We start from the raw sequence: 18,146 nt of genomic DNA on the forward strand, positions 1-18,146 counted from the left end.
CGAGAGGGTATTCGATCAGGTGTTCGGGCGCGTGGACCGGGTCGGCGTGTCGAGGTACGCGTCGAGCGTGACGGCCAGCGCCGCTTCGGGTGACGGCGCGAAGCTCGCCCCGGCCAGACCGCCCCACAGCCACAACTGGGCGAGGCCGTGCAGGGCCGCCCACAGCGACGCGGCGACCAGCCGCGGGTCGGCGCGGTGGGTGCCGGCCGCCGCGACCAGTGCCGCGAACTCGTCGAACACCGCGCTGGACGCCGCCGCGAGCGCCGGCTCGCCCGGGTCGATCAGGTCGCGGCGGAACATCAGCTCGAACATCGCCGGGTTCTGCAGCGCGAAGTCGACGTAGCTGTGACACGCCGCCGTGAGCCGCTCCCGCGGGCCGCCGTCCGGCAGGCGAGTGCGGCGTTCCAGCAGCTCGGTGAAGCCCTGGGTGGCCACGGCCGAGAGGAGTTCGGCGCGGCCCGAGAAGTGCCGCAGCGGCGCGCCGTGCGAAACCCCGGCGGCCTTGGCGATCCCGCGCAGCGTGACCGCGCCGACGCCTTCGCCGGCCAGCAGTTCCGACGCCGTCGTGATCAGGCGTTGCCGGGTGCCCACGCCTCGTCCAGTGCCATCGGGAGCAGGTCGGGGCGCTTCGGGAAGAAGCCGTCGCCGGGCTCGCGGCCGATCAGCCGGTTGCGCGTGCGGGTCACGGCGACCGGCAGCACCTCCCGGAGCAGCCACTGCAGGTCGGCGCGCCGGCTGCCGGGCGCCGCGGTGCCGGGCAGCGGCTCGAGCCAGGCCGGGTCGTGGCCGAGGCCGAGCCGGGCGAGGACGTGGGCGGCGAGCCGGCGGTGGCCGTGGGCGGACAGGTGGAGCCGGTCGGCGCCGAAGTAGCGTGAATCGGTGACGGCCGGGTCGGGCCACAGGTCGATGAGCTGGGCCCCGTAGCTGACGGCCGCTTCGCGGATGGCTTCGTTGAGCGCGACGATCCGCGGCCGCATCCGGCCGCCCAGCGGCATCCGGCGGGAGACGTCGCTGAGTGTGAACGTGACGACCACCGGCGAGATCTCGGTGCAGGCGCGGATGGCGGCGTCGACCCGGCGGGCGACGGTCCGGGCGTCCCAGCCGCGGCTCATGATGTCGTTGCCGCCGCCGAAGAGGGCGACCAGGTCGGGTTCGAGCCGGGTGGCCGCCGGGATCTGCTCGGGCACGATCTGGTCGAGCCGGCGCCCGCGGACGGCGAGGTTGGCGTAGCGGAAGCCGGGCTCGTCCTCCGCCAGGCGAGCGGCGACGAAGTCGGCCCAGCCGCGGTAGTGGCGCTGGTCCGGGTACGGGTCGTCGAGGCCTTCGGCACAGCTGTCGCCGAGGACGACGAAACGGTGGTAGCTCATCCCGATCTCCGTAACCCGTGGTTCACCTTGTGGACACTGTCTATCAAACTTCTGTAGACGGTGTCTACTTCGGGGTTCACCCGAGCCAGGGGCCGAGCTTGTCGGGGTTCCGGACGGCCCACAGGTGCGTGATCCGGTCGTCCGCGACGGCGAAGGCGTAGACGGCGGCCAGCTCGTCCCCGCGGCGCAGGACCAGGCCGGGCAGGCCGTTGACGGTGCGCTCTTCGAGCGTCAGCGCACCGAACGCGGCCAGCTCGGCCACGTACCGGGCGACGGGTTCGGCGCCTTCGATCGGCGCGATCGCGGCGCGGACCCGGCCGCCGCCGTCCGCGGTCAAGGTCGCGCCGGGGTCGAGCAGCCCGATCAGGGTGCCGATGTCCCCGGCGGCCCAAGCCTCCTTGAAGTCCCGCACCAGGGCGGCCTGCCGGGCGGCCGGCGCGGCGGGCCGGGCGGCGCGGATCCGGCGGCGGGCCGCGGACGCCAGTTCCCGGCACGCGGCCGGCGTCCGGCCGGTGATTTCGGCGACCTCGGCGAAGGAGTACCCGAAGACGTCGTGCAGGACGAGTGCCACGCGCTGCGGCGGGGTCATCGCTTCGAGCGCGACGAGGAAGGCCATGCTCACCGACTCGTCCAGGGTGATCCGGTCGGCCGGGTCGGGCTGGTCGGGCAGCGGCTCGGGCAGCCACTGGCCCACGTACCGCTCCCGCCGCACCCGCGCCGAGCCCAGGACGTCCAGGCAGATGCGGCCGGCCACCGTCGTCAGCCAGGCGCCGGGCGAGGAGATCGCGTCCTGCTGAGCCGGGGACAAGGCGTACCAGCGGGTGTAGGTCTCCTGGACGGCGTCCTCGGCTTCGGTCAGCGAGCCGAGCAGCCGGTAGGCGAGGTTGACCAGGTGCCGCCGTTCGGCGACGGGAAGTTCCGATGGCGTCGTCATGACTCCTCCGACGACACAGCCTGCCCGAACGTCAGGCCTGACATTCCCGTGGCCTGCTTCGTCGTACTGCTCGAAGCCAACCGAACAGGGGAGAACGACGATGAAGATCGGAATCGTGCTCGGCAGCACCCGCCCGGGCCGCGTCGGAGACCAGGTGGCCCGCTGGGTACACGAGCGGGCCGCGCGCCGGGGTGACGCCGAGTTCGCCGTGATCGACCTGCGTGACCACCCGCTGCCCCACCTCGAGGAGCCGCCGGGCTTCTCGGGGCAGTACCAGGACGAGCGCACCCGGGCCTTCGCCGCCCTCGTCGCGTCGTGCGACGGGTTCGTCTTCGTCACGCCGGAGTACAACCACTCCGTTCCCGGCGTGCTCAAGAACGCCATGGACCACGTCCACATCGAATGGAACACCAAGGCGGCCGGGTTCGTCTCGTACGGCGGTGCGGGCGGCGCCCGCTCGGTCGAGCAGCTGCGGCTCGTCTGCGGGGCACTGCAGCTCGCCGACGTTTCCCCGCAGGTCACGCTCCCGCTGGCGACCGAGTTCGAGAACCGCACGGTCTTCGCGCCGGGCGACCACCAGCTCGCCGCCCTGGACACGCTGCTCGACCACGTCGTCGCCTGGAGCACCGCGCTGGCGCCGCTGCGGGGCGGGGAGGCGGAAGCCGCGATCAGGTGCCGGCTCGACGAGGTCGTCGAGGCGCTCCGGGCCAAGGATCTCGAGGCCCTGCGCGGGGTCTACGCGCCGGACGTGGTGTCCTTCGACGTCGAACCGCCGCTGCAGCACGCCGGGGTCGAAGCGAAGCTGAAGAACTGGGCGAAGGTGTTCACCATCTTCGAAAAGGTGGACTACGAGCTGCGCGACCTGACCGTCACCGTGAGCGCCGGCTTGGCCGTCGGCCACGGCTTCGGCCGGATCAGCGGCACGCTGCCGAGCGGGGAAGCCGTGACCGGCATGTGGGTCCGGGCCACCTTCGTCTTCCGGTACCGCGGCGACGGCTGGGTGATCGTCCACGACCAGGCGTCCGTGCCGTTCGACGTGGCGAGCGGCCGGGGCGTGACCGACCTCGAACCCTGAGGTCTCAAGCCGTGGGCGGCGTCGAACCGAGGGCGTCGAACAGCGCCGTGGCGAGCACCAGCCCGTCCCGGGCGACCGGGGCGAGCAGGTGCTCGTCCGGCGCGTGCTGGTGGCAACCCGGGTACGAGTGCGGCAGCCACAGCGTCGCCAGCCCGAGGATGTCGGTGAACACGTGGTTCGGCAGGCCGCCGCCGAAGTTCGGCAGCACCGCCACCGGGCGGTCCGAGACCGAGTTCAGCCTCGCCCGCGCCCAGCTCACCCACGGGTCGCCGACCGGTGTGCGGCTCGCCGGGAAACTGGCTTCCGTGCGCACCGAAACCATCGGAAACCCTTGTGCGGCAAGATGTTTGCGAATGACCGGAGCGACGCCCTCGACGTCCGTTCCCGCCACGTACCGCAGCTGCAGCACCGCTCGCGCGCGGCCGGGGATCGCGTTGACCGGGCGGTCGACGTCCGCCGCGCCGAGTGAGAGCACCTCCAGGGTGTTCCAGCCGTAGAGCCGCTCGGCGGGCGTCAGCCGCGGGTCGCCCCACGTCTCGTCGAGGTCCGGGTCGCCCGGCGTGGCGCCGACGACGACGTCCGCCAAGGCCGCGCGCACGGACTCCGGCAGCTCCGGCGGCAGCAGTTCCGGGACCCGGATGCGGCCGTGGCCGTCGACCAGGCTCGCGATCGCGCCGGCCAGCGTCGTGGCCGGGTTGCGCAGGATGCCGCCCCAGTTGCCGGAGTGGTGGCCGCCCGGACGGAGGTCGACGTCCAGGTCGATCCGGACGCCGCCGCGCGCGCCGAGGAACAACGTCGGGGTCGCCGCGTCGAGGCGCGGGCCGTCGGAGGCGATCAGGACGTCCGCCCGCAGCAAGGCCTTCTCCCGCGCGGCGAACTCCGCGAGCCCCGGTGAGCCGATCTCCTCGCCGGTCTCGAACAGGAACGCGAGGTTGAAGCCCAGCCGCCCGCGCTCGGCCAGCACCAGCCGCAACGCGGTCAGGTTGATCAGGTGCTGGCCCTTGTTGTCCGCGGTCCCGCGGCCGTACCAGCGATCGCCGTCCGCGGTGAGCGTCCACGGGTCCCGGCCGTCGCCCCACCGGCCGGCTTCCCCGACGACGTCGGCGTGGCCGTAGCAGAGCAGTGTCGGCAGCTCGGCCGACTCGGTGCGGACGCCGACGAGGAACGGCCCGCCCGCCGGATCGGGGTTCGCGTGCTGGGTGACTTCGCAGCCGAGTCCGGTCAGCGCGGGCGTCAGGACCTCGTCCAGGTACGCCTGGATCGCGGCGCGGCCTTCGGGAGCGTCGCTGACCGTGCGGTAGGCGACCAGCCCGGCCAGTTCGGCGAAGAGGGCGCCGGAGTCGACGTGGGTGCGGGCCTTGTCGAGCAGTTCCATGACCGCCAGGCTAAAGGCCCCGAACTGTACGAACGATCGTGCTACCTTCGGCCTCATGAACGTCGACGGCGTGTTTGTGGGGGAACCGAGCGTCCTGGGGTACCGGCGGGACCGGCCGGTGCGGAGCGCGATCACGAAGGCGCGGGTCACGGCGCCGGAGCTGACCCTGACCGAGCTGAACCTCGACGGTGACCGGCAGGCCGACCTCACCGTGCACGGCGGCGTCGACAAAGCGGTCTACGTCTACCCGGCCGAGCACTACCCGGCGTGGGCGGCCGACGGTCTCGAGGCCGAGCCGGGCGGCTTCGGCGAGAACGTCTCGCTGACCGGCGTCACCGAGGACGACGTCCGGATCGGGGACGTCTGGTCCTGGGGCACGGCGCTGGTCCAGGTGTCCCAGCCGCGGCAGCCGTGCTTCAAGCTGGCCATGAAGACCGGCCGCAAGGACGTCACGCCGCTGATGATCGACAGCGGGCGGTGCGGTTGGTACCTGCGCGTGCTGCGGCCCGGCACGGTGCCGACGTCCGGGCCGATCGAGCTGGCCGAGCGCGCGGACGGCCCGACGATCACCGAGGTGTACCTGGTCTCCTTCGCCAACTACGGGCAGCTGCCGGAGGACAAGGTCGAGGCGGCGCTGGACCTCGCCGACCGGGTGCTGGCCACGCCCGCGCTTTCGGCCTCCTACCGCGACGGCGTCCAGTCCACAGTGGACCGCTGGCGGGCGCGGCGTGCCGGGTGACGGCCGGATCGCCCGCGGCGACGCGACCCGGCGCCTGGTGCTGCGCCGGGCCGTGGACGTCGCTTCGGTCGACGGCCTCGCGGGGCTGTCCCTCGGCCGGCTGGCCACCGAGCTGGAGCTGAGCAAGAGCGGGGTGTTCGCGCTGTTCGGTTCCAAGGAGGAACTGCAGCTCGCGACGATCGACGCCGCGCTGGAGATCTTCCGGTCGCACGTCGTGACGCCGGCGCGGGCGGTGGCGCCCGGCCTGCCCCGGCTGCGCGCGGTGTGCGAGAAGTGGCTGGATTACTCGGAACGGCGGGTCTTCCCGGGCGGCTGCTTCTTCTTCAACGTCGGCGCGGAGTTCGACGCGCGCCCGGGCCGCGTGCACGACGCGGTGGCGGCGGCGAGCGGCTCGTTCGCCGCCTTCCTCCGGGAAACGGCGTCCGACGCGGTGGCCCGTGGCGAAGTCGACGCGGACGCCGAGGTCCTGGCGTTCGAACTCCACGCGCTGGGCCGCGCGGCCAACGCGGACGCCGTCCTCCACGGCGGAACCTGGGCCTACGAACTGGCCAGGCGGGCGATCCGCGCCCGGCTTGGGGCCGTCGCGCGGGCTTGAGGGGAACGCGTGAGAGTACCGATCGTCGCCGTGGTGGCGGCTGCGCTGATGCTGGCCGGGTGTGGCGAGGAACCCGACCGGCCGTATGCCGGGTCGGGGACCATCGGCGGACGGGCGGTCGGGCCGTACGACCCGCCGTTCGGCGCGGAGGGATGCCCGCCCCGGACACGTCACTTCCAGTCGACCTGCGGGGAGCGGTAGAAGTCGATGCCCTGCGCCACCCAGCGCGGGGCCTGCTTCGCCAGCCGCGCGCGGTAGGCGTCCCAGTTGTGCGTCGACTTCGGGGACCAGCCGATCTCCGCGATCCCCGGCAGCCGCGGGAACGCCATGTACTCGATGTCGTCGCTGGTGCGGATGGTCTCGGTCCACAGCGGCGCTTCGACGCCCGCGACCTGGCTCTCGCCGACGCCCTTGACCAGCGTCGCCGGGTCCCAGCCGTACCCGTCGCGAACCTCGATCAACGCGGCCCAGTCCTGGCCGAGCGGCGTCTGCGGGGTGTACTTCATGTCGAGGTAGGCGTAGTTCGCCGGCGACATCAAGATCTTGTTGCCGCGCGCCGCGGCCGCCGCGACGTCCGGGTTGTCGCCGCCGAAGTCCCAGTACTGCGGGACCGCCGACACCGGCGGGACCGACTTGGCGATCTCGTGCCAGCCGGTGACCTTCTTGCCGTACTTCGCGACGATCGGCTGCACCTTGTGCTCGAAGGTGAGGTAGTCCGCGGGCGGCGTCGAATGGGCTTCGTCGCCCCCGATGTGCAGGTACGGGCCCGGCGTGAGGGCCGCCAGCTCGCGCACGACGTCCTCGACGAACTTATACGTGATCGGCGAGGAGATGCACAGCGAGCTGTAGCCGACCTCGGTGTCCGTGCGTGGCGGGACGGCCTTCCCGTCGCAGTTCAGCTCGGCGTACGTCGACTGCGCCGCGTTCGTGTGGCCCGGCATGTCGATCTCCGGGATCACCGTGATGTGCCGCGAAGCCGCGTACGCGACGATGTCCCGGTACTGCGCCTGCGTGTAGTAGCCGCCCGGGTCGCCGTCGACCGCGGTCTTGCCGCCGACCGTCGCCAGCTTCGGCCAGCTCTTGATCTCGATCCGCCAGCCCTGGTCGTCGGCCAGGTGCAGGTGCAGCGTGTTGACCTTGTACTGGGCGATCTGGTCGATGTAGGTCTTCACCTGGTCCGGCTTGAAGAAGTGCCGGGCGACGTCGAGCATCGCGCCACGCTCGGCGAAGCGCGGGTAGTCGAGGATCGTGCCGCCGGCGACGGTCCAGGTCCGGTGCTGGACGCGCTGGGCGTCGATCGCCGACGGCAGCAGCTGCCGCAGCGACTGCACGCCTTCGAAGAGCCCGTCGGCGGTGTTGGCTTTCACCGTGACGCCGTCGCGCGCGACCCTCAGTTCGTAACCCTCGGTGCCGATCCGCGGGTCGTGGCCCAGCTTCAGCGAGAGCGCGGGCAGGCCGGCGGCGTGCGGCACGACCGGCAGCGGGAAGCCGGTGGCCGGGCGGAGCAGGCCGCGCAGGTAGTCCGCGACCTGGCCGGCCCCGCGGTCGGCGGCGATCACGGTCGACGGCGTGAGCCGGAATTCGCCGCGCGGGTCGGCCTTCGCCGAGACGGGCGCCGGGACGAGGTCGGTCACGCTCCGTTCGGGAGCGTCCGCGGCGGCCACCGCGGACGCGGGCAGGCCGGCGGCCGTGAGACTCACGACGGCCGCGGTCAGGACGGCTCTGGACAAGCGCATCGAAGCACCTCCGGTCGGGGGACTCCCTGCAAAGGTACAGACCAGCCGGAGCATTTGGAACATTTCTTAACGAAGGGCTTTCCGGATCGCCTCCAGGACGCTCGGGTCCTCGATCGTCGAGGGCACCGCCTCGTCGCGGCCGTCGGCGATCGCGCGCATCGTCTTGCGCAGGATCTTCCCCGACCGCGTCTTCGGCAGGGCGTCCACAATGGACACATCGCGGAACGCGGCGACCGGGCCGATGTCCCGCCGGACCAGCGCCACGAGTTCGTCCCGAAGCTGGTCCGCCGGGACGTCCACGCCCGCCTTGAGCACCACGAACCCGCGCGGCAGCTGGCCCTTGAGCTGGTCGGCCACGCCGATCACGGCGCACTCGGCGACCGCCGGGTGCGAAGCCAGCACGGCCTCCATCGACCCGGTGGACAGCCGGTGCCCGGCGACGTTGATGACGTCGTCGGTCCGGCCCATGACGAACAGGTAGCCGTCTTCGTCGAAGTAGCCGGAGTCGCCGGTCAGGTAATGACCTTCGTAGCGCGAGAGGTAGGCCTCGCGGTACCGCTCGTCGTCACCCCACAGCGTCGGCAGCGATCCCGGCGGCAGCGGCAGCTTCACGGTGATGGCGCCTTCGCGCCCGGCCGGCAGCTCCTCGCCCGCCTGGTCGAGGATCCGGACGTCCCAGCCGGGGACGGGCTTGGTCGCCGACCCCGCCTTGACGTCCATCGGCTCCAGGCCGCGCGGGTTGGCGGCGATCGGCCAGCCGGTCTCGGTCTGCCACCAGTGGTCGACGACCGGCACCCCGAGCTTCTCGTGCGCCCAGTGGTAGGTCTCCGGGTCGAGCCGCTCGCCGGCCATGAACAGCGTCCGGAACTGCTTCAGCTCGTACTTCTCCAGCTCACGGGCGTCCGGGTCGACCTTCTTGACGGCCCGCAGCGCGGTCGGCGCGGTGAACAGCGCCTGGACCTCGTGCTCGGCGATGACCCGCCAGAACGCGCCCGCATCCGGTGTGCCGACCGGCTTGCCTTCGTACATCACCGTCGTCGCGCCGACCAGCAGCGGCGCGTACACGATGTAGGAGTGCCCGACGACCCAGCCGACGTCGGACGCCGTCCACCAGACGTCACCGGCGTGGACGTCGTAGACGGCTTCCATCGAGTAGGCGAGCGCGACGGCGTGACCGCCGGTGTCGCGCACGACGCCCTTCGGCTTTCCGGTCGTCCCGGACGTGTAGAGGATGTACAGCGGATCGGTGGCCGCGACCGGGACCGGGTCGGCCGGGTCGGCGCCCACCGCCAGCTCGCGCCAGTCGAGGTCGCGGCCGGTCAGCACGGCCGGTGCCTGCTCGCGCTGCAGCACGACGACGTGGTCGGGCTGGTGCTCGGTCATCCCCAGCGCGGCTTCGATGATCGGCTGGTACTCGACCACCCGCGTCGGCTCGATGCCGCAGGACGCCGCCAGGATGACCTTCGGCTTCGCGTCTTCGATCCGCGCGGCCAGCTCCTTCGGCGCGAACCCGCCGAAGACCACCGAGTGCACGGCGCCGATCCGCGCGCAGGCCAGCATCGCGATCGCGGCCTCCGGCACCATCGGGAGGTAGACGATCACCCGGTCACCCTTCGTGACCCCCAGCGAGCTGAGCGCGCCGGCGAAGCGGGCGACCGTGTCCCGCAGCTCCTCGTACGAGTACGTGCGTTTCCGTCCGGTCACGGGAGAGTCCCAGATCAGCGCGGCCTGGCCGCCGCGGCCGGCCTCGACGTGCCGGTCCAGCGCGTTGTACGAGGTGTTCAGCTCGGCGTCCGGGAACCACCGGTGGAAGGGCGGGTTCGAGTCGTCCAGGGCCCGCTCCGGCCGCCTGGTCCAGCTGATCGACTCCGCCGCGGCCAGCCAGAACGCGTCCGGCTCGGCCAGGCTGCGCCGGTAGGCTTCGGAGTACGCGCCCATGCTCCGCTCCTTCGGGTCGGAGGTTCCGCCGTTCCCCATCATGGCGCGGGAGCGGCGGCCGCGCCGGATTCCACCGCGGAAAGACCCGGCAACCTCACGGAGCCCGGGAGCGTCCTAAGCTGGACCGCGGGAAAACGCCGCGTGACGGCCACGAAGTGAACACGGACAGTGAGGGGAGCCCGGCGGTGAACGGACTCGCGAGCGCGTTGCTCTCGCTAGCCCATTCCTTGTTCGGCCCGGGCTTCTGCCCCGGCGACTGGGTATGGGCCACGAGTGCGGCCGGCGCGCTCGTCGCGCTGCTTCCGCCGATCGGCGCGGTCGCCGTGTCGATCATCCGGAAGGGCACCGGCAACCGCTACGACGCCACGACGCTGGGCGTCTTCGGGGTGATCGGCCTGTTCAGCACGCTGGTGCTGCCGTGGCTGCTGGCCATCGGCGTCTCGGGCGTCTTCCAGGCGGCGTTCGGCAACAGGAAGACCGGGCTGTCGGCGGACGAGCTCAAGACGCTCAACGGCGCCGGCGGCTGCTGGGTGGACAACCAGCGGGAGTACCTGGGCGGCGGTCAGACCGTCTTCGACGTGCTGTCCTCGCAGCACGGCAAGGAGATCCCGTTCTTCGTCTACCTGCTGGCGTTCGCCGTCCTGGGCGCGGGCTCGCTGTTCTTCGTGATGCTGCAGGGCCGCACGGCCTTCCGCCGCGGCCCGAAGTGGCCGTCGCGGTTCTTCTGGATCCCGTTCGCCGCGATGCTCGTGTTCAGCGTCGGCATGGAGGCGAACACCGCGCTGCACTTCTTCCTCGGCTTCCTGCCGTTCAGCGTGCTGGGCCTGATCCCGGTCGCGATGGTCGGGCCGCCGCCGTGGTCGGTGATCAACCGATCCGACCGGTCGGACGAGCCGCCGCCGCGCCGCCAGCAGGAGCCCCAGGGGCCGCCGCCCTCGCAGGTCCAGCCGCGCCCCACCCCGCCGCCCCCGCCGCCGCCGGTCAACCGGCCGTACCCGAAGACGGCGCTGGCTTCCGCGCCCGAGCCGCCGTCCCCGCCGCTCGGCGCGCTGGCCGCGGCGCCGGGCCCGATCCCGCCGCCGCCCGGCTCCCGCAACGCCGGCGGCAGCCGCTACCGCCGCGTCAAGCAGCTCGGCGCGGGCGGCTTCGGCACGGTCTGGCAGGCCGTCGACACGCAGCTGAACCGCACGGTCGCGCTGAAGATCGCGCACGCGCCGGACCGCGACACGGCCGAGCGCATGCAGCGCGAGGCCCGCGCGCTGGCCGTGGTCAGCCACCCGAACTGCGTCAAGGTGTACGACCTCGCCGAGGAGCCGGACGGCCTCGCGCTGGTGATGGAGTACCTCGAAGGCCGTCCGCTGGCCGAGCTGGTCGACGGCCAGGGCCCGCTCGACGACGTCGCGGCGGGCCGCCTGTGGGCGACGATGGCGGGTGCCCTGGCGGCGGCGCACGAGAAGGGTGTCCTGCACCGCGACATCAAGCCGTCGAACGTCGTCCTCGACCGCAGCGGCCTGGCCCACCTGATCGACTTCGGCATCGCCCGCAGCCAGGGCGATTCGAAGATGACGGCCACCGGGATGATGATCGGCACGCCCGACTTCGTCGCCCCGGAGCAGGCAATGGGGTCGGCGGCGTCCCCGGCGTCCGACGCGTGGCAGCTGGCGGCGACGATCAGCTACGCGCTGTCCGGCCAGCCGCCGCGCGGAACGCGGGAGACGCCGATGGCGGCCCTGATGGCGGCGGCCCGGGCCGAGCCGGTGTCGCGGCTGCCCCAGCGCAGCGCGCACGCCCGCTTGCTGGCGGCCTCACTGGACCCGGAACCCCGCCGCCGCCCGACGTTGAACGCGGTGCGGCGCGAGGTCGAGGGCTGGCTGTCGCGGGCGGGCAAGTCTGCGGACGGCCCGGTGACGCGGGTCGTGCCGCGTCAGCCGGGGAGCGGGCTGCCCCGCCGCTGACCGGGCTTGGTCGCCGAGAAGGTCACGATCTCCTTCGGCCGCGCCTTCACCTCGACCTGCTCGAAGCCGGCCTTCACCAGGCGTTCCGGCAGCGTCGACGCGTCGACCACGTTCATCGTGTCGCCGATGTGCAGGAGCCGGAAGCGGAAGCTGAGCTGGCTGTCGGTCCCGCAGAACCGCCCGCCCGGGCGCAGCACCCGGGCGGCTTCGGCGAAGATCGCGTCCTGCAACGGCACCGTCGGGACGTGGTGCAGCATCGTGAAGCAGACGACCGCCGAGAAACGGCCGGCTTCGAACGGCATCTCCGCGCCGCTGCCCGCCACGACGTCGGCGCGGGTGCCGAACTTCGCGCGCAGGAGCTCGGTCGAGGCCGGGTCGATCTCGAGGACCGTCAGCTTCGGCACCACGTCGAGCAGCACCTTCGTCGTCGCGCCGAAGCCGGGGCCGAGCTCGAGGACGTCGTCGCCGAGGTCGTGGCGGGCCAGCCAGGGCGTCAGGCGTTCCTCGACGGTGTCCGCCCACTTGGGGGAGCTGCAGATCTTGCGGTGGATGAGGTTCATCGGCATGCCTCTGACGGTATTTCGGTACGCCGGTGACCGGTAGCCGATACGCTGCCAACTGATGTCGCGAACCGGTCAAGCCATGCTGCTCGGCGCGTTCGACCTGCCCGCCGGCACCTGGTTCCCCTGGCACGAGCACCCGGCGCACCAGCTGGTCTGGTCGGCCCGCGGCGTCGTCGCGGTCAAGGCGGGCGACGCCGGCTGGGTGCTGCCGCCGACGCGGGCCCTCTGGATGCCCGCCGGCGTCCGGCACCGCACCGGCGCGCTCGGGCGGGCGGCCCTGCGCGGCATCTATGCCGACCCGGCGCGCTCGCCGGTGTCGTGGCCGGAGCCGCGGATGGTCGTCGTCCGGCCGCTGCTGCGGGAACTGCTGGAGTACCTGACCGGCGACGGCGTCGCGCCCGCGGCCCGGCTGCGTGCCGAAGCCGTGGCCTTCGACCTGCTGGAGCCCCTGGACGTGGTGCCGATCGTGGTGCCGTCGCCGTCCGACCCGCGCGCGCTCGACGTGGCGGCGGCCGTGTTCGCGAACCCGGCCGATCCGCGGACCCTGGCCGAGTTCGGCCGCGACGTCGGGGCCGCGGAACGGACGCTGGCGCGGATCTTCGTCCGCGAGTGCCGGATGCCGTTCGGGACCTGGCGCACCCAGGCGCGGCTGCGTGCGGCGTTGCCGCTGCTGGCCGAGGCGACGCCGTTGGAGACGGTGGCCTGCCGCGTCGGGTACAGCTCGGCGAGCGCGTTCGTCGCGGCCTTCCGGCGGGCCGTCGGGGTCACGCCCGGGGCGTACTTCGCGGGCTGACTAGCGCCAGGACGGCAGCCAGCGCTCGGCCTCCCACTGGCCGTTCGTGATCGCGATGCCGTTCAGGATCGGCCACAGCCAGGCGAAGTTCGCCACCACCAGCCCGACGTACAGCGACACCACCAGCAGGCCCGTGCCGCGTCTCTCGAAGCCGCGCCGGGCGCTGCCGAGGATCTGGCCCAGGCACAACGTCAGCCCCAGCACCAGGAACGCCGCCAGCGGCGTCGCGTAGAAGAAGTACATCTGGCGGTCGATGTTGGTGAACCAGAAGACGTACCCGCCGAGGTAGCCGACCAGCACGGCCGCGTAGCGCCAGTCCGCGCGGAAGATCGAGCGCCACGCCGCCCAGCCGAGCATCGGGATCGCCAGCCACCACATCGCCGGGGTGCCGATCAGCATCGTCGCGCTGATGCAGCGGGCCTCGCCGCAGCCGGTGACTTCGCCGTTGTAGCTGTAGAGCATCGGGCGCAGGCCCATCGGCCACGTCCACGGCTTCGACTCCCACGGGTGCGGGTTGTCCTTGGGCGTGACCAGCGTTTCGTGGAAGTGCAGGACGTTGCCCGTGTAGTCGCCGAGCGAGCGCAGCGCCGGCGGCACCCACGACCAGAAGCCCGGGGCGATGTCCTTGATCTCGGTGTAGTGCCGGTCGGTGGCGGTCTCGCTGGCGAACCAGGCCCAGTACGCGGCGAAGTACATCAGGAACGGGATGATCAGGATCGCCCACAGCGCGGGCAGCACGTCCCGGCGGATCGTGCCCAGCCAGGGCCGTTCGACGCCGGCCGCGCGCCGGGCGGCGACGTCGAAGCCGACGCAGAGCAGCCCGAACGCGACGATGTAGTACAGCGCCGACCACTTGACGCCGAAGGTGAGCCCGATCATCAGGCCGGTCGCGAACCGCCACCAGCGGAACCCGAGCTTGGGGCCCCAGACGGACTCGTTGACCCAGCCCTCGCGGACCGCCGTCGCGAGCCGCTCGCGCACCTGGTCGCGGTCGGCGAGCAGGCAGGCGAACGCGGCGAGCACGAACAGCGCGATGAAGATGTCGAGCATGCCCATGCGCGACTGCAGGTGCAGGACGCCGTCGCTGATCACCAGGATGCCGGCGATGCCGCCGAGCAGCGTCGAGCGCGTCAGGCGGCGGGCGATGCGGACGACCAGCAGCACCATCAGCGTGCCGGCCAGCGCGGGCATGATGCGCCAGCCCCAGCCGTTGTAGCCGAACAGCCATTCGCCGATCGCGATCAGCTGCTTCGCCAGCGGCGGGTGGACGACCAGTTCGTAGCCGTAGTTGTCCTCGTAACCGCCGTTGCGCAGCACCTGCCACGCCTGCGGCACGTAGTGCTTCTCGTCGAAGACGGGACTGCCCTTGTCGGTCGGCACGCCGAGGTTCTGCAGCCGGACGATGCCGCCGATCACGGTCAGCACGAGGGTGACGACCCAGCCGCGCAGCCGGTCGGCCGGCATGCCTCGGCCGAGCAGGGTCAGCTCGCGGTCGGTGGGCGGCCGGAGCGCCTCGACCGGGTCCGGCCGGACGCTTTCGTCGTCGGGACGGGTCAGCACGGCGGTCACGGGGCGATCCTACGGGCGGGACGGGGCGTCCGTCGTCCGGATCCGCTGATCAGCCTAGGCTGGCCGGGTGACTTCGGGCCGCCTCATCCTCGCCGCCACCCCGCTCGGCGACGTCCGCGACGCTTCACCGCGCCTGGTTTCCGCACTGGCGGAAGCCGACGTCATCGCGGCGGAGGACACGCGGCGGCTGCGATCGCTGGCTTCCGCGCTGGAAGTGACCCCGCGCGGCCGGGTGGTGAGCTTCTACGAGGACGTGGAAACGGCGCGCCTGCCCAAGCTGCTCGAGGCGCTGCACGCGGGCGAGACGGTGGTCCTGGTGACGGACGCCGGGATGCCGAGCGTGTCCGACCCGGGCTTCCGCCTGGTCGCGGCCTGTGTGGCGGAAGACCTGCCGGTGACGTGCCTGCCGGGCCCGTCCGCGGTGACGACGGCGCTCGCGTTGTCCGGATTGCCGTGTGACCGGTTCTGTTTCGAGGGGTTCGCGCCACGCAAGCCGGGCGAGCGGACGAAGTGGCTGACGTCGTTGCGCGCCGAACCCCGGACCGCGGTGTTCTTCGAGTCCCCGCACCGGCTGGCATCCCTTTTGTCCGATGCGGCCGCGGTGCTGGGCCCGGACCGCCCCGCCGCGGTCTGCCGGGAGCTGACGAAGACGTATGAAGAGGTGAAGCGGGGAACGCTCGCGGAGCTGGCTTCGTGGGCCGCGGACGGGGTGCGCGGCGAGATCACAGTGGTGCTCTCGGGTGCCGAGCCGCGGGCGGTTTCGGTGGTGGACCTGGTGGACGAGGTCGCGGCCCGGGTGGCCGCCGGCGAGCGCTTGAAGTCAGCGGCGGCCGAGGTCGCCGAGGCGACCGGAGTGTCCAAAAAGGAGCTCTACGACGCCGTGCTGGCGTCCCGGGTCAAGTGAGCAGCGCCGTGACCTCGGCAGCTGACTCGTGACCGCGTAACAGCGGCGCGTCACCCGCCGACCTTGGTGAGTGGTGATCCTCCGCCCCGCGGAAGATCCCGCCGAGGAGGTGGAACGTGGAACCGGGCGAGGCTTACGCCGAGATCCGCCGACAGGTACGGGCCCGGTACCGGCTCGAGGACTACCACTTCCCGCAGGCCGGCCTGGTGCAGCTCGACCGCAACCTGGCAGAGCTGTGGGCCGCGGAGGGCGCCGGCTTGTGGACGGCCGTGATCGCGCTGGCCGGTCGCATGGCGGAAGGCGTGCTGAAGGCGACGCTCGTCGAACGGGGAATGGAGCCGTCGACGGTCGGTGGTCTCGAACTCGGGCGGCTCATCAAGACGGCGGCCCAGCGCGGGATCCTGCCGCCGGACACGATGTCGTTGAGCGGTCGGGGCGTGGCTCACCACGCGCGGCGGCTCCGGAACTGGGGAGCGCACTTCTCGCTGCACGCGGGCGCGGACGAGCTGACGGCGACCCAGTCGCTGGCGACGCTCGTGTCCTTCACCGAGGCGTTGCAGCGGCGTCCCACGAGCCTGAAGTACGGGAAAGTCCCGGTACTCGACGTCGACTGGCTGGGCGAGCATTGGCACACGGTCAAGGCGCGAGTGCTGGTGACCGTGCTGGCGAAGCTCGGGCGGGCCGAGCGGGCAGCGCTGCTCGCCGAGCCTGCCCCGCTCTACCGCCACATCGTGACGCTCGGCTCGCTGCGGACCATCGCCGAGCTGGTCATCCTCGTCCGCAAGGCGGGCCTGCCGCTGGAACCGCTGCGATCGGCGATCCGCGACGACTTCCACTCGATCCTGCTCGGGTGCGCGTGGAGCTCGACGAAAGGCGCGGTGAAGCTGGCCAACGCCGTGCGTGGCATTGGCCTCACGGGCTACGGTCAGGTGCTGAACGTCATGCACCCGGCGGATGCGGAGAGCGTCATCGAGCTGCTCTCCCGGCGCAACTCGCACTTCGCCGCGCGGTACCTGACCGGGATAGCCACTGCCAACGCGGCCCTGTTCCGCAGCGTCACGGAGGAGATCGCTCGCTCGCCCAAGGTCCGGGAAAAGTTCGTCGGAGCACTGTGGTCGGGCGCGAATGGCCGAGTCCGTTTCGTGGGCAACCGGCTCGTCCTGCTCCAGCGGTTCCCCTTCGCCCTCCGCCGGGCGGCCATCGCGGCCGCCCCGCCCGGGCTCCTCGACGACTGGATGCGGGTCGGCATGCCGGTGCGGGTACTGCAGATCGGGCTCATCCGGTACGCCGAGCTCAACGGCGACGCTTCGGACGGTGCGCGGGCGGAGCGGCGGCGGCTGCTGCTGCTTTGCCAGGGCCGGGTAGCCGACGCTCAGCTCTTCGACCTCCGCAACGTTCCTTTCGTGCTGCACCGGATCGGCGTCCAGGCCGGCTCCCACTTCGGCCGGAGCGTGTTCCGGTTCCTGTTCGAGAAAGCGGCGCTCCGGACCTTTCCCGGCCGGCGCGACCAGCACGCGGCCCTGCGCATGTTGTTCGACGTCGCGCAGGTCGCTCCCGACCTCGCGTCGTCGGTGGCGGCCGAAGTCCGCGGGTTCCTGGAAGAAACCGTGGGCCCGGAGTCGGAATGGGATCTGGCGGAGGCCTGCGGCTTGCTGCACCTGCTTGGTGAGGAGGACATCGAGCCCGCCTTCCACCCGCTCGCGACCGGTGCCGGCGACGACCTCGCGGCCTGGCTCGAGGTAGCTACTCCGCATGAGGCGGCGCTCGCCGTGCTCGGGTGCGTCCGGGTGTTGGCGGTACCGGTCGCGGACATTCCGGCGCCGGTGCTGGCGCGGGCGCGGGCGCTCCAGTCGTTCGAAGGGCCGTCCGTTCCGCTGGAGCTGTCCGCGGTCCTGACTGCCGAGATGGCGGCGGTTTCGGCGGACTCGACCGCGACGCAGGTGCCGGTGGAGGAGGACCCGACCGGGGAACTGGCCGAGGTCGCGGCGGAGTTGTCCGGTTTCTCGGAGCCGGAGGCCGAAGCTGTGACCGCGTACCTCGACTGACCGGCGGGGTCAAGTGAGCAGCGCCGTGACCGCGGCATGCGCCTTCGCCGCGTCCGGGGCGTCGCCGGTGATCACGTCCGTGTAGACGAACGACTCGCCGATGCGCACCAGCAGGTAAGCCAGGTCCGGCACCGGCAGCGGCGGCTCCAGGCGGCCTGCGGCGACTTCGCCGGCCACCAGCTCGGTCAGCTTCTCCGTGGTGCGTCGCTGGCAAACGCTTGCGCGGGTCGTCAGCAGCCGCAGAGCCCGCTCCGGCTCGCGGCGCAGGAAGTCGCGGAACGGCGGGGAGTCGTTCGCCAGCCGGACGTAGCCGCTCACGAAGTCCGCCACCCCCGCGGCGCCGCGGCCGGCGCAGGCCGGCCAGAGCCGGGTGATCGATGCCGATGACAGGGACCACAGGATCTCGCCCAGCAGCCGGTCGCGGCCGCCGATGCGGCGGTGCAGCGTCGCCCGGCTGATCGACAGCTCCTGGGCCAGCTCGCCCATGTCCAGCCGGCGGCCGGACAGGAACCACTCACGGGCCACCTCGAACTCCTGAGACATATGCCAGAATGTCTC

At 72.2% G+C, this 18,146-nt stretch carries 16 protein-coding genes; 7 read left to right on the forward strand and 9 right to left on the reverse strand.

Annotation, left to right across the window (positions count from 1 at the left end; all coding sequences use genetic code 11):
* Positions 1–15 precede the first annotated feature (15 nt).
* From ACFVYA_RS29265 to sigJ, 3 genes are all read right to left on the reverse strand, one after another.
* Positions 16–591 carry a TetR/AcrR family transcriptional regulator gene (locus tag ACFVYA_RS29265; RefSeq protein WP_387049504.1) on the reverse strand — a complete coding sequence of 192 codons (576 nt, stop codon included), beginning with the start codon at positions 589–591 and terminating at the stop codon, positions 16–18.
* Positions 570–1,367 carry an SGNH/GDSL hydrolase family protein gene (locus ACFVYA_RS29270; RefSeq protein WP_387049505.1) on the reverse strand — a complete coding sequence of 266 codons (798 nt, stop codon included), beginning with the start codon at positions 1,365–1,367 and terminating at the stop codon, positions 570–572. Before ACFVYA_RS29270 ends, ACFVYA_RS29265 begins: the two co-directional genes overlap by 22 nt.
* A 76-nt stretch (positions 1,368–1,443) precedes the next feature.
* Positions 1,444–2,301, reverse strand: a complete 858-nt coding sequence (sigJ, locus tag ACFVYA_RS29275; protein WP_387049507.1) for an RNA polymerase sigma factor SigJ — start codon at positions 2,299–2,301, stop codon at positions 1,444–1,446.
* 100 nt (positions 2,302–2,401) lie between these two features.
* Here sigJ and ACFVYA_RS29280 point away from each other — a divergent pair, with 100 nt between their 5' ends.
* Positions 2,402–3,376, forward strand: a complete 975-nt coding sequence (locus ACFVYA_RS29280; RefSeq protein WP_387049509.1) for an NAD(P)H-dependent oxidoreductase — start codon at positions 2,402–2,404, stop codon at positions 3,374–3,376.
* Between the two features lie 4 nt (positions 3,377–3,380).
* Here ACFVYA_RS29280 and ACFVYA_RS29285 read toward each other — a convergent pair whose 3' ends face one another.
* Positions 3,381–4,751: a M20 family metallopeptidase gene (locus ACFVYA_RS29285; RefSeq protein ID WP_387049511.1), complete on the reverse strand. Its 1,371-nt coding sequence runs from the start codon at positions 4,749–4,751 to the stop codon at positions 3,381–3,383.
* Positions 4,752–4,806: 55 nt separating this feature from the next.
* Between ACFVYA_RS29285 and ACFVYA_RS29290 the strand changes: the two genes are divergently transcribed.
* Positions 4,807–5,490, forward strand: coding sequence for an MOSC domain-containing protein (locus tag ACFVYA_RS29290; protein WP_387049513.1), 684 nt, complete (start codon positions 4,807–4,809; stop codon positions 5,488–5,490).
* A complete protein-coding gene (locus ACFVYA_RS29295) occupies positions 5,480–6,085 on the forward strand; it encodes a TetR/AcrR family transcriptional regulator (RefSeq protein ID WP_387049514.1) in 606 nt (201 codons plus the stop codon). Before ACFVYA_RS29290 ends, ACFVYA_RS29295 begins: the two co-directional genes overlap by 11 nt.
* A gap of 170 nt (positions 6,086–6,255) precedes the next feature.
* Here ACFVYA_RS29295 and ACFVYA_RS29300 read toward each other — a convergent pair whose 3' ends face one another.
* Together ACFVYA_RS29300 and ACFVYA_RS29305 are read right to left on the reverse strand one after the other, a co-directional pair.
* Positions 6,256–7,821, reverse strand: coding sequence for a beta-N-acetylhexosaminidase (locus ACFVYA_RS29300; RefSeq protein ID WP_387049516.1), 1,566 nt, complete (start codon positions 7,819–7,821; stop codon positions 6,256–6,258).
* 66 nt (positions 7,822–7,887) lie between these two features.
* Positions 7,888–9,759 carry a propionyl-CoA synthetase gene (locus ACFVYA_RS29305; protein ID WP_285986341.1) on the reverse strand — a complete coding sequence of 624 codons (1,872 nt, stop codon included), beginning with the start codon at positions 9,757–9,759 and terminating at the stop codon, positions 7,888–7,890.
* 185 nt (positions 9,760–9,944) lie between these two features.
* Here ACFVYA_RS29305 and ACFVYA_RS29310 point away from each other — a divergent pair, with 185 nt between their 5' ends.
* Positions 9,945–11,714, forward strand: a complete 1,770-nt coding sequence (locus ACFVYA_RS29310) for a serine/threonine-protein kinase (RefSeq protein ID WP_387049518.1) — start codon at positions 9,945–9,947, stop codon at positions 11,712–11,714.
* Here the strand turns inward: ACFVYA_RS29310 and ACFVYA_RS29315 are convergent.
* Positions 11,684–12,280, reverse strand: coding sequence for a class I SAM-dependent methyltransferase (locus ACFVYA_RS29315; protein ID WP_387049520.1), 597 nt, complete (start codon positions 12,278–12,280; stop codon positions 11,684–11,686). The genes ACFVYA_RS29310 and ACFVYA_RS29315 overlap by 31 nt on opposite strands.
* 76 nt (positions 12,281–12,356) lie before the next feature.
* On the opposite strand from ACFVYA_RS29315, the gene ACFVYA_RS29320 reads away from it, so the two are divergent.
* Positions 12,357–13,070, forward strand: coding sequence for an AraC family transcriptional regulator (locus ACFVYA_RS29320; protein WP_387049562.1), 714 nt, complete (start codon positions 12,357–12,359; stop codon positions 13,068–13,070).
* Here the strand turns inward: ACFVYA_RS29320 and ACFVYA_RS29325 are convergent, their stop codons facing one another.
* The gene (locus tag ACFVYA_RS29325; protein ID WP_285986337.1) at positions 13,071–14,639 is read right to left on the reverse strand and encodes a dolichyl-phosphate-mannose--protein mannosyltransferase; all 1,569 of its coding nucleotides are present in this window, start codon (positions 14,637–14,639) and stop codon (positions 13,071–13,073) included. It lies immediately after the preceding gene.
* 67 nt (positions 14,640–14,706) lie between these two features.
* On the opposite strand from ACFVYA_RS29325, the gene rsmI reads away from it, so the two are divergent.
* Positions 14,707–15,543, forward strand: a complete 837-nt coding sequence (rsmI, locus tag ACFVYA_RS29330; RefSeq protein ID WP_387049523.1) for a 16S rRNA (cytidine(1402)-2'-O)-methyltransferase — start codon at positions 14,707–14,709, stop codon at positions 15,541–15,543.
* 116 nt (positions 15,544–15,659) lie between these two features.
* A complete protein-coding gene (locus ACFVYA_RS29335; protein ID WP_387049525.1) occupies positions 15,660–17,588 on the forward strand; it encodes a hypothetical protein in 1,929 nt (642 codons plus the stop codon).
* Positions 17,589–17,597: 9 nt separating this feature from the next.
* Here the strand turns inward: ACFVYA_RS29335 and ACFVYA_RS29340 are convergent, their stop codons facing one another.
* Positions 17,598–18,131 carry a QsdR family transcriptional regulator gene (locus ACFVYA_RS29340; protein ID WP_387049527.1) on the reverse strand — a complete coding sequence of 178 codons (534 nt, stop codon included), beginning with the start codon at positions 18,129–18,131 and terminating at the stop codon, positions 17,598–17,600.
* Between the last annotated feature and the right edge of the window lie 15 nt (positions 18,132–18,146).

The sequence above is a fragment of the Amycolatopsis sp. NPDC058278 genome, from assembly GCF_042881395.1.
In the GTDB taxonomy this organism is placed as follows: Bacteria; Actinomycetota; Actinomycetes; order Mycobacteriales; family Pseudonocardiaceae; genus Amycolatopsis.

Coding starts and splice junctions, on each gene's coding strand:
- ACFVYA_RS29305 (WP_285986341.1), bottom strand. CDS start 9,759: ATGGGCGCGTACTCCGAAGCCTACCGGCGCAGCCTGGCCGAGCCGGAC.
- ACFVYA_RS29280 (WP_387049509.1), top strand. CDS start 2,402: ATGAAGATCGGAATCGTGCTCGGCAGCACCCGCCCGGGCCGCGTCGGA.
- ACFVYA_RS29320 (WP_387049562.1), top strand. CDS start 12,357: ATGCTGCTCGGCGCGTTCGACCTGCCCGCCGGCACCTGGTTCCCCTGG.
- sigJ (WP_387049507.1), bottom strand. CDS start 2,301: ATGACGACGCCATCGGAACTTCCCGTCGCCGAACGGCGGCACCTGGTC.
- ACFVYA_RS29270 (WP_387049505.1), bottom strand. CDS start 1,367: ATGAGCTACCACCGTTTCGTCGTCCTCGGCGACAGCTGTGCCGAAGGC.
- ACFVYA_RS29340 (WP_387049527.1), bottom strand. CDS start 18,131: ATGTCTCAGGAGTTCGAGGTGGCCCGTGAGTGGTTCCTGTCCGGCCGC.
- ACFVYA_RS29315 (WP_387049520.1), bottom strand. CDS start 12,280: ATGCCGATGAACCTCATCCACCGCAAGATCTGCAGCTCCCCCAAGTGG.
- ACFVYA_RS29290 (WP_387049513.1), top strand. CDS start 4,807: ATGAACGTCGACGGCGTGTTTGTGGGGGAACCGAGCGTCCTGGGGTAC.
- ACFVYA_RS29285 (WP_387049511.1), bottom strand. CDS start 4,751: ATGGAACTGCTCGACAAGGCCCGCACCCACGTCGACTCCGGCGCCCTC.
- ACFVYA_RS29300 (WP_387049516.1), bottom strand. CDS start 7,821: ATGCGCTTGTCCAGAGCCGTCCTGACCGCGGCCGTCGTGAGTCTCACG.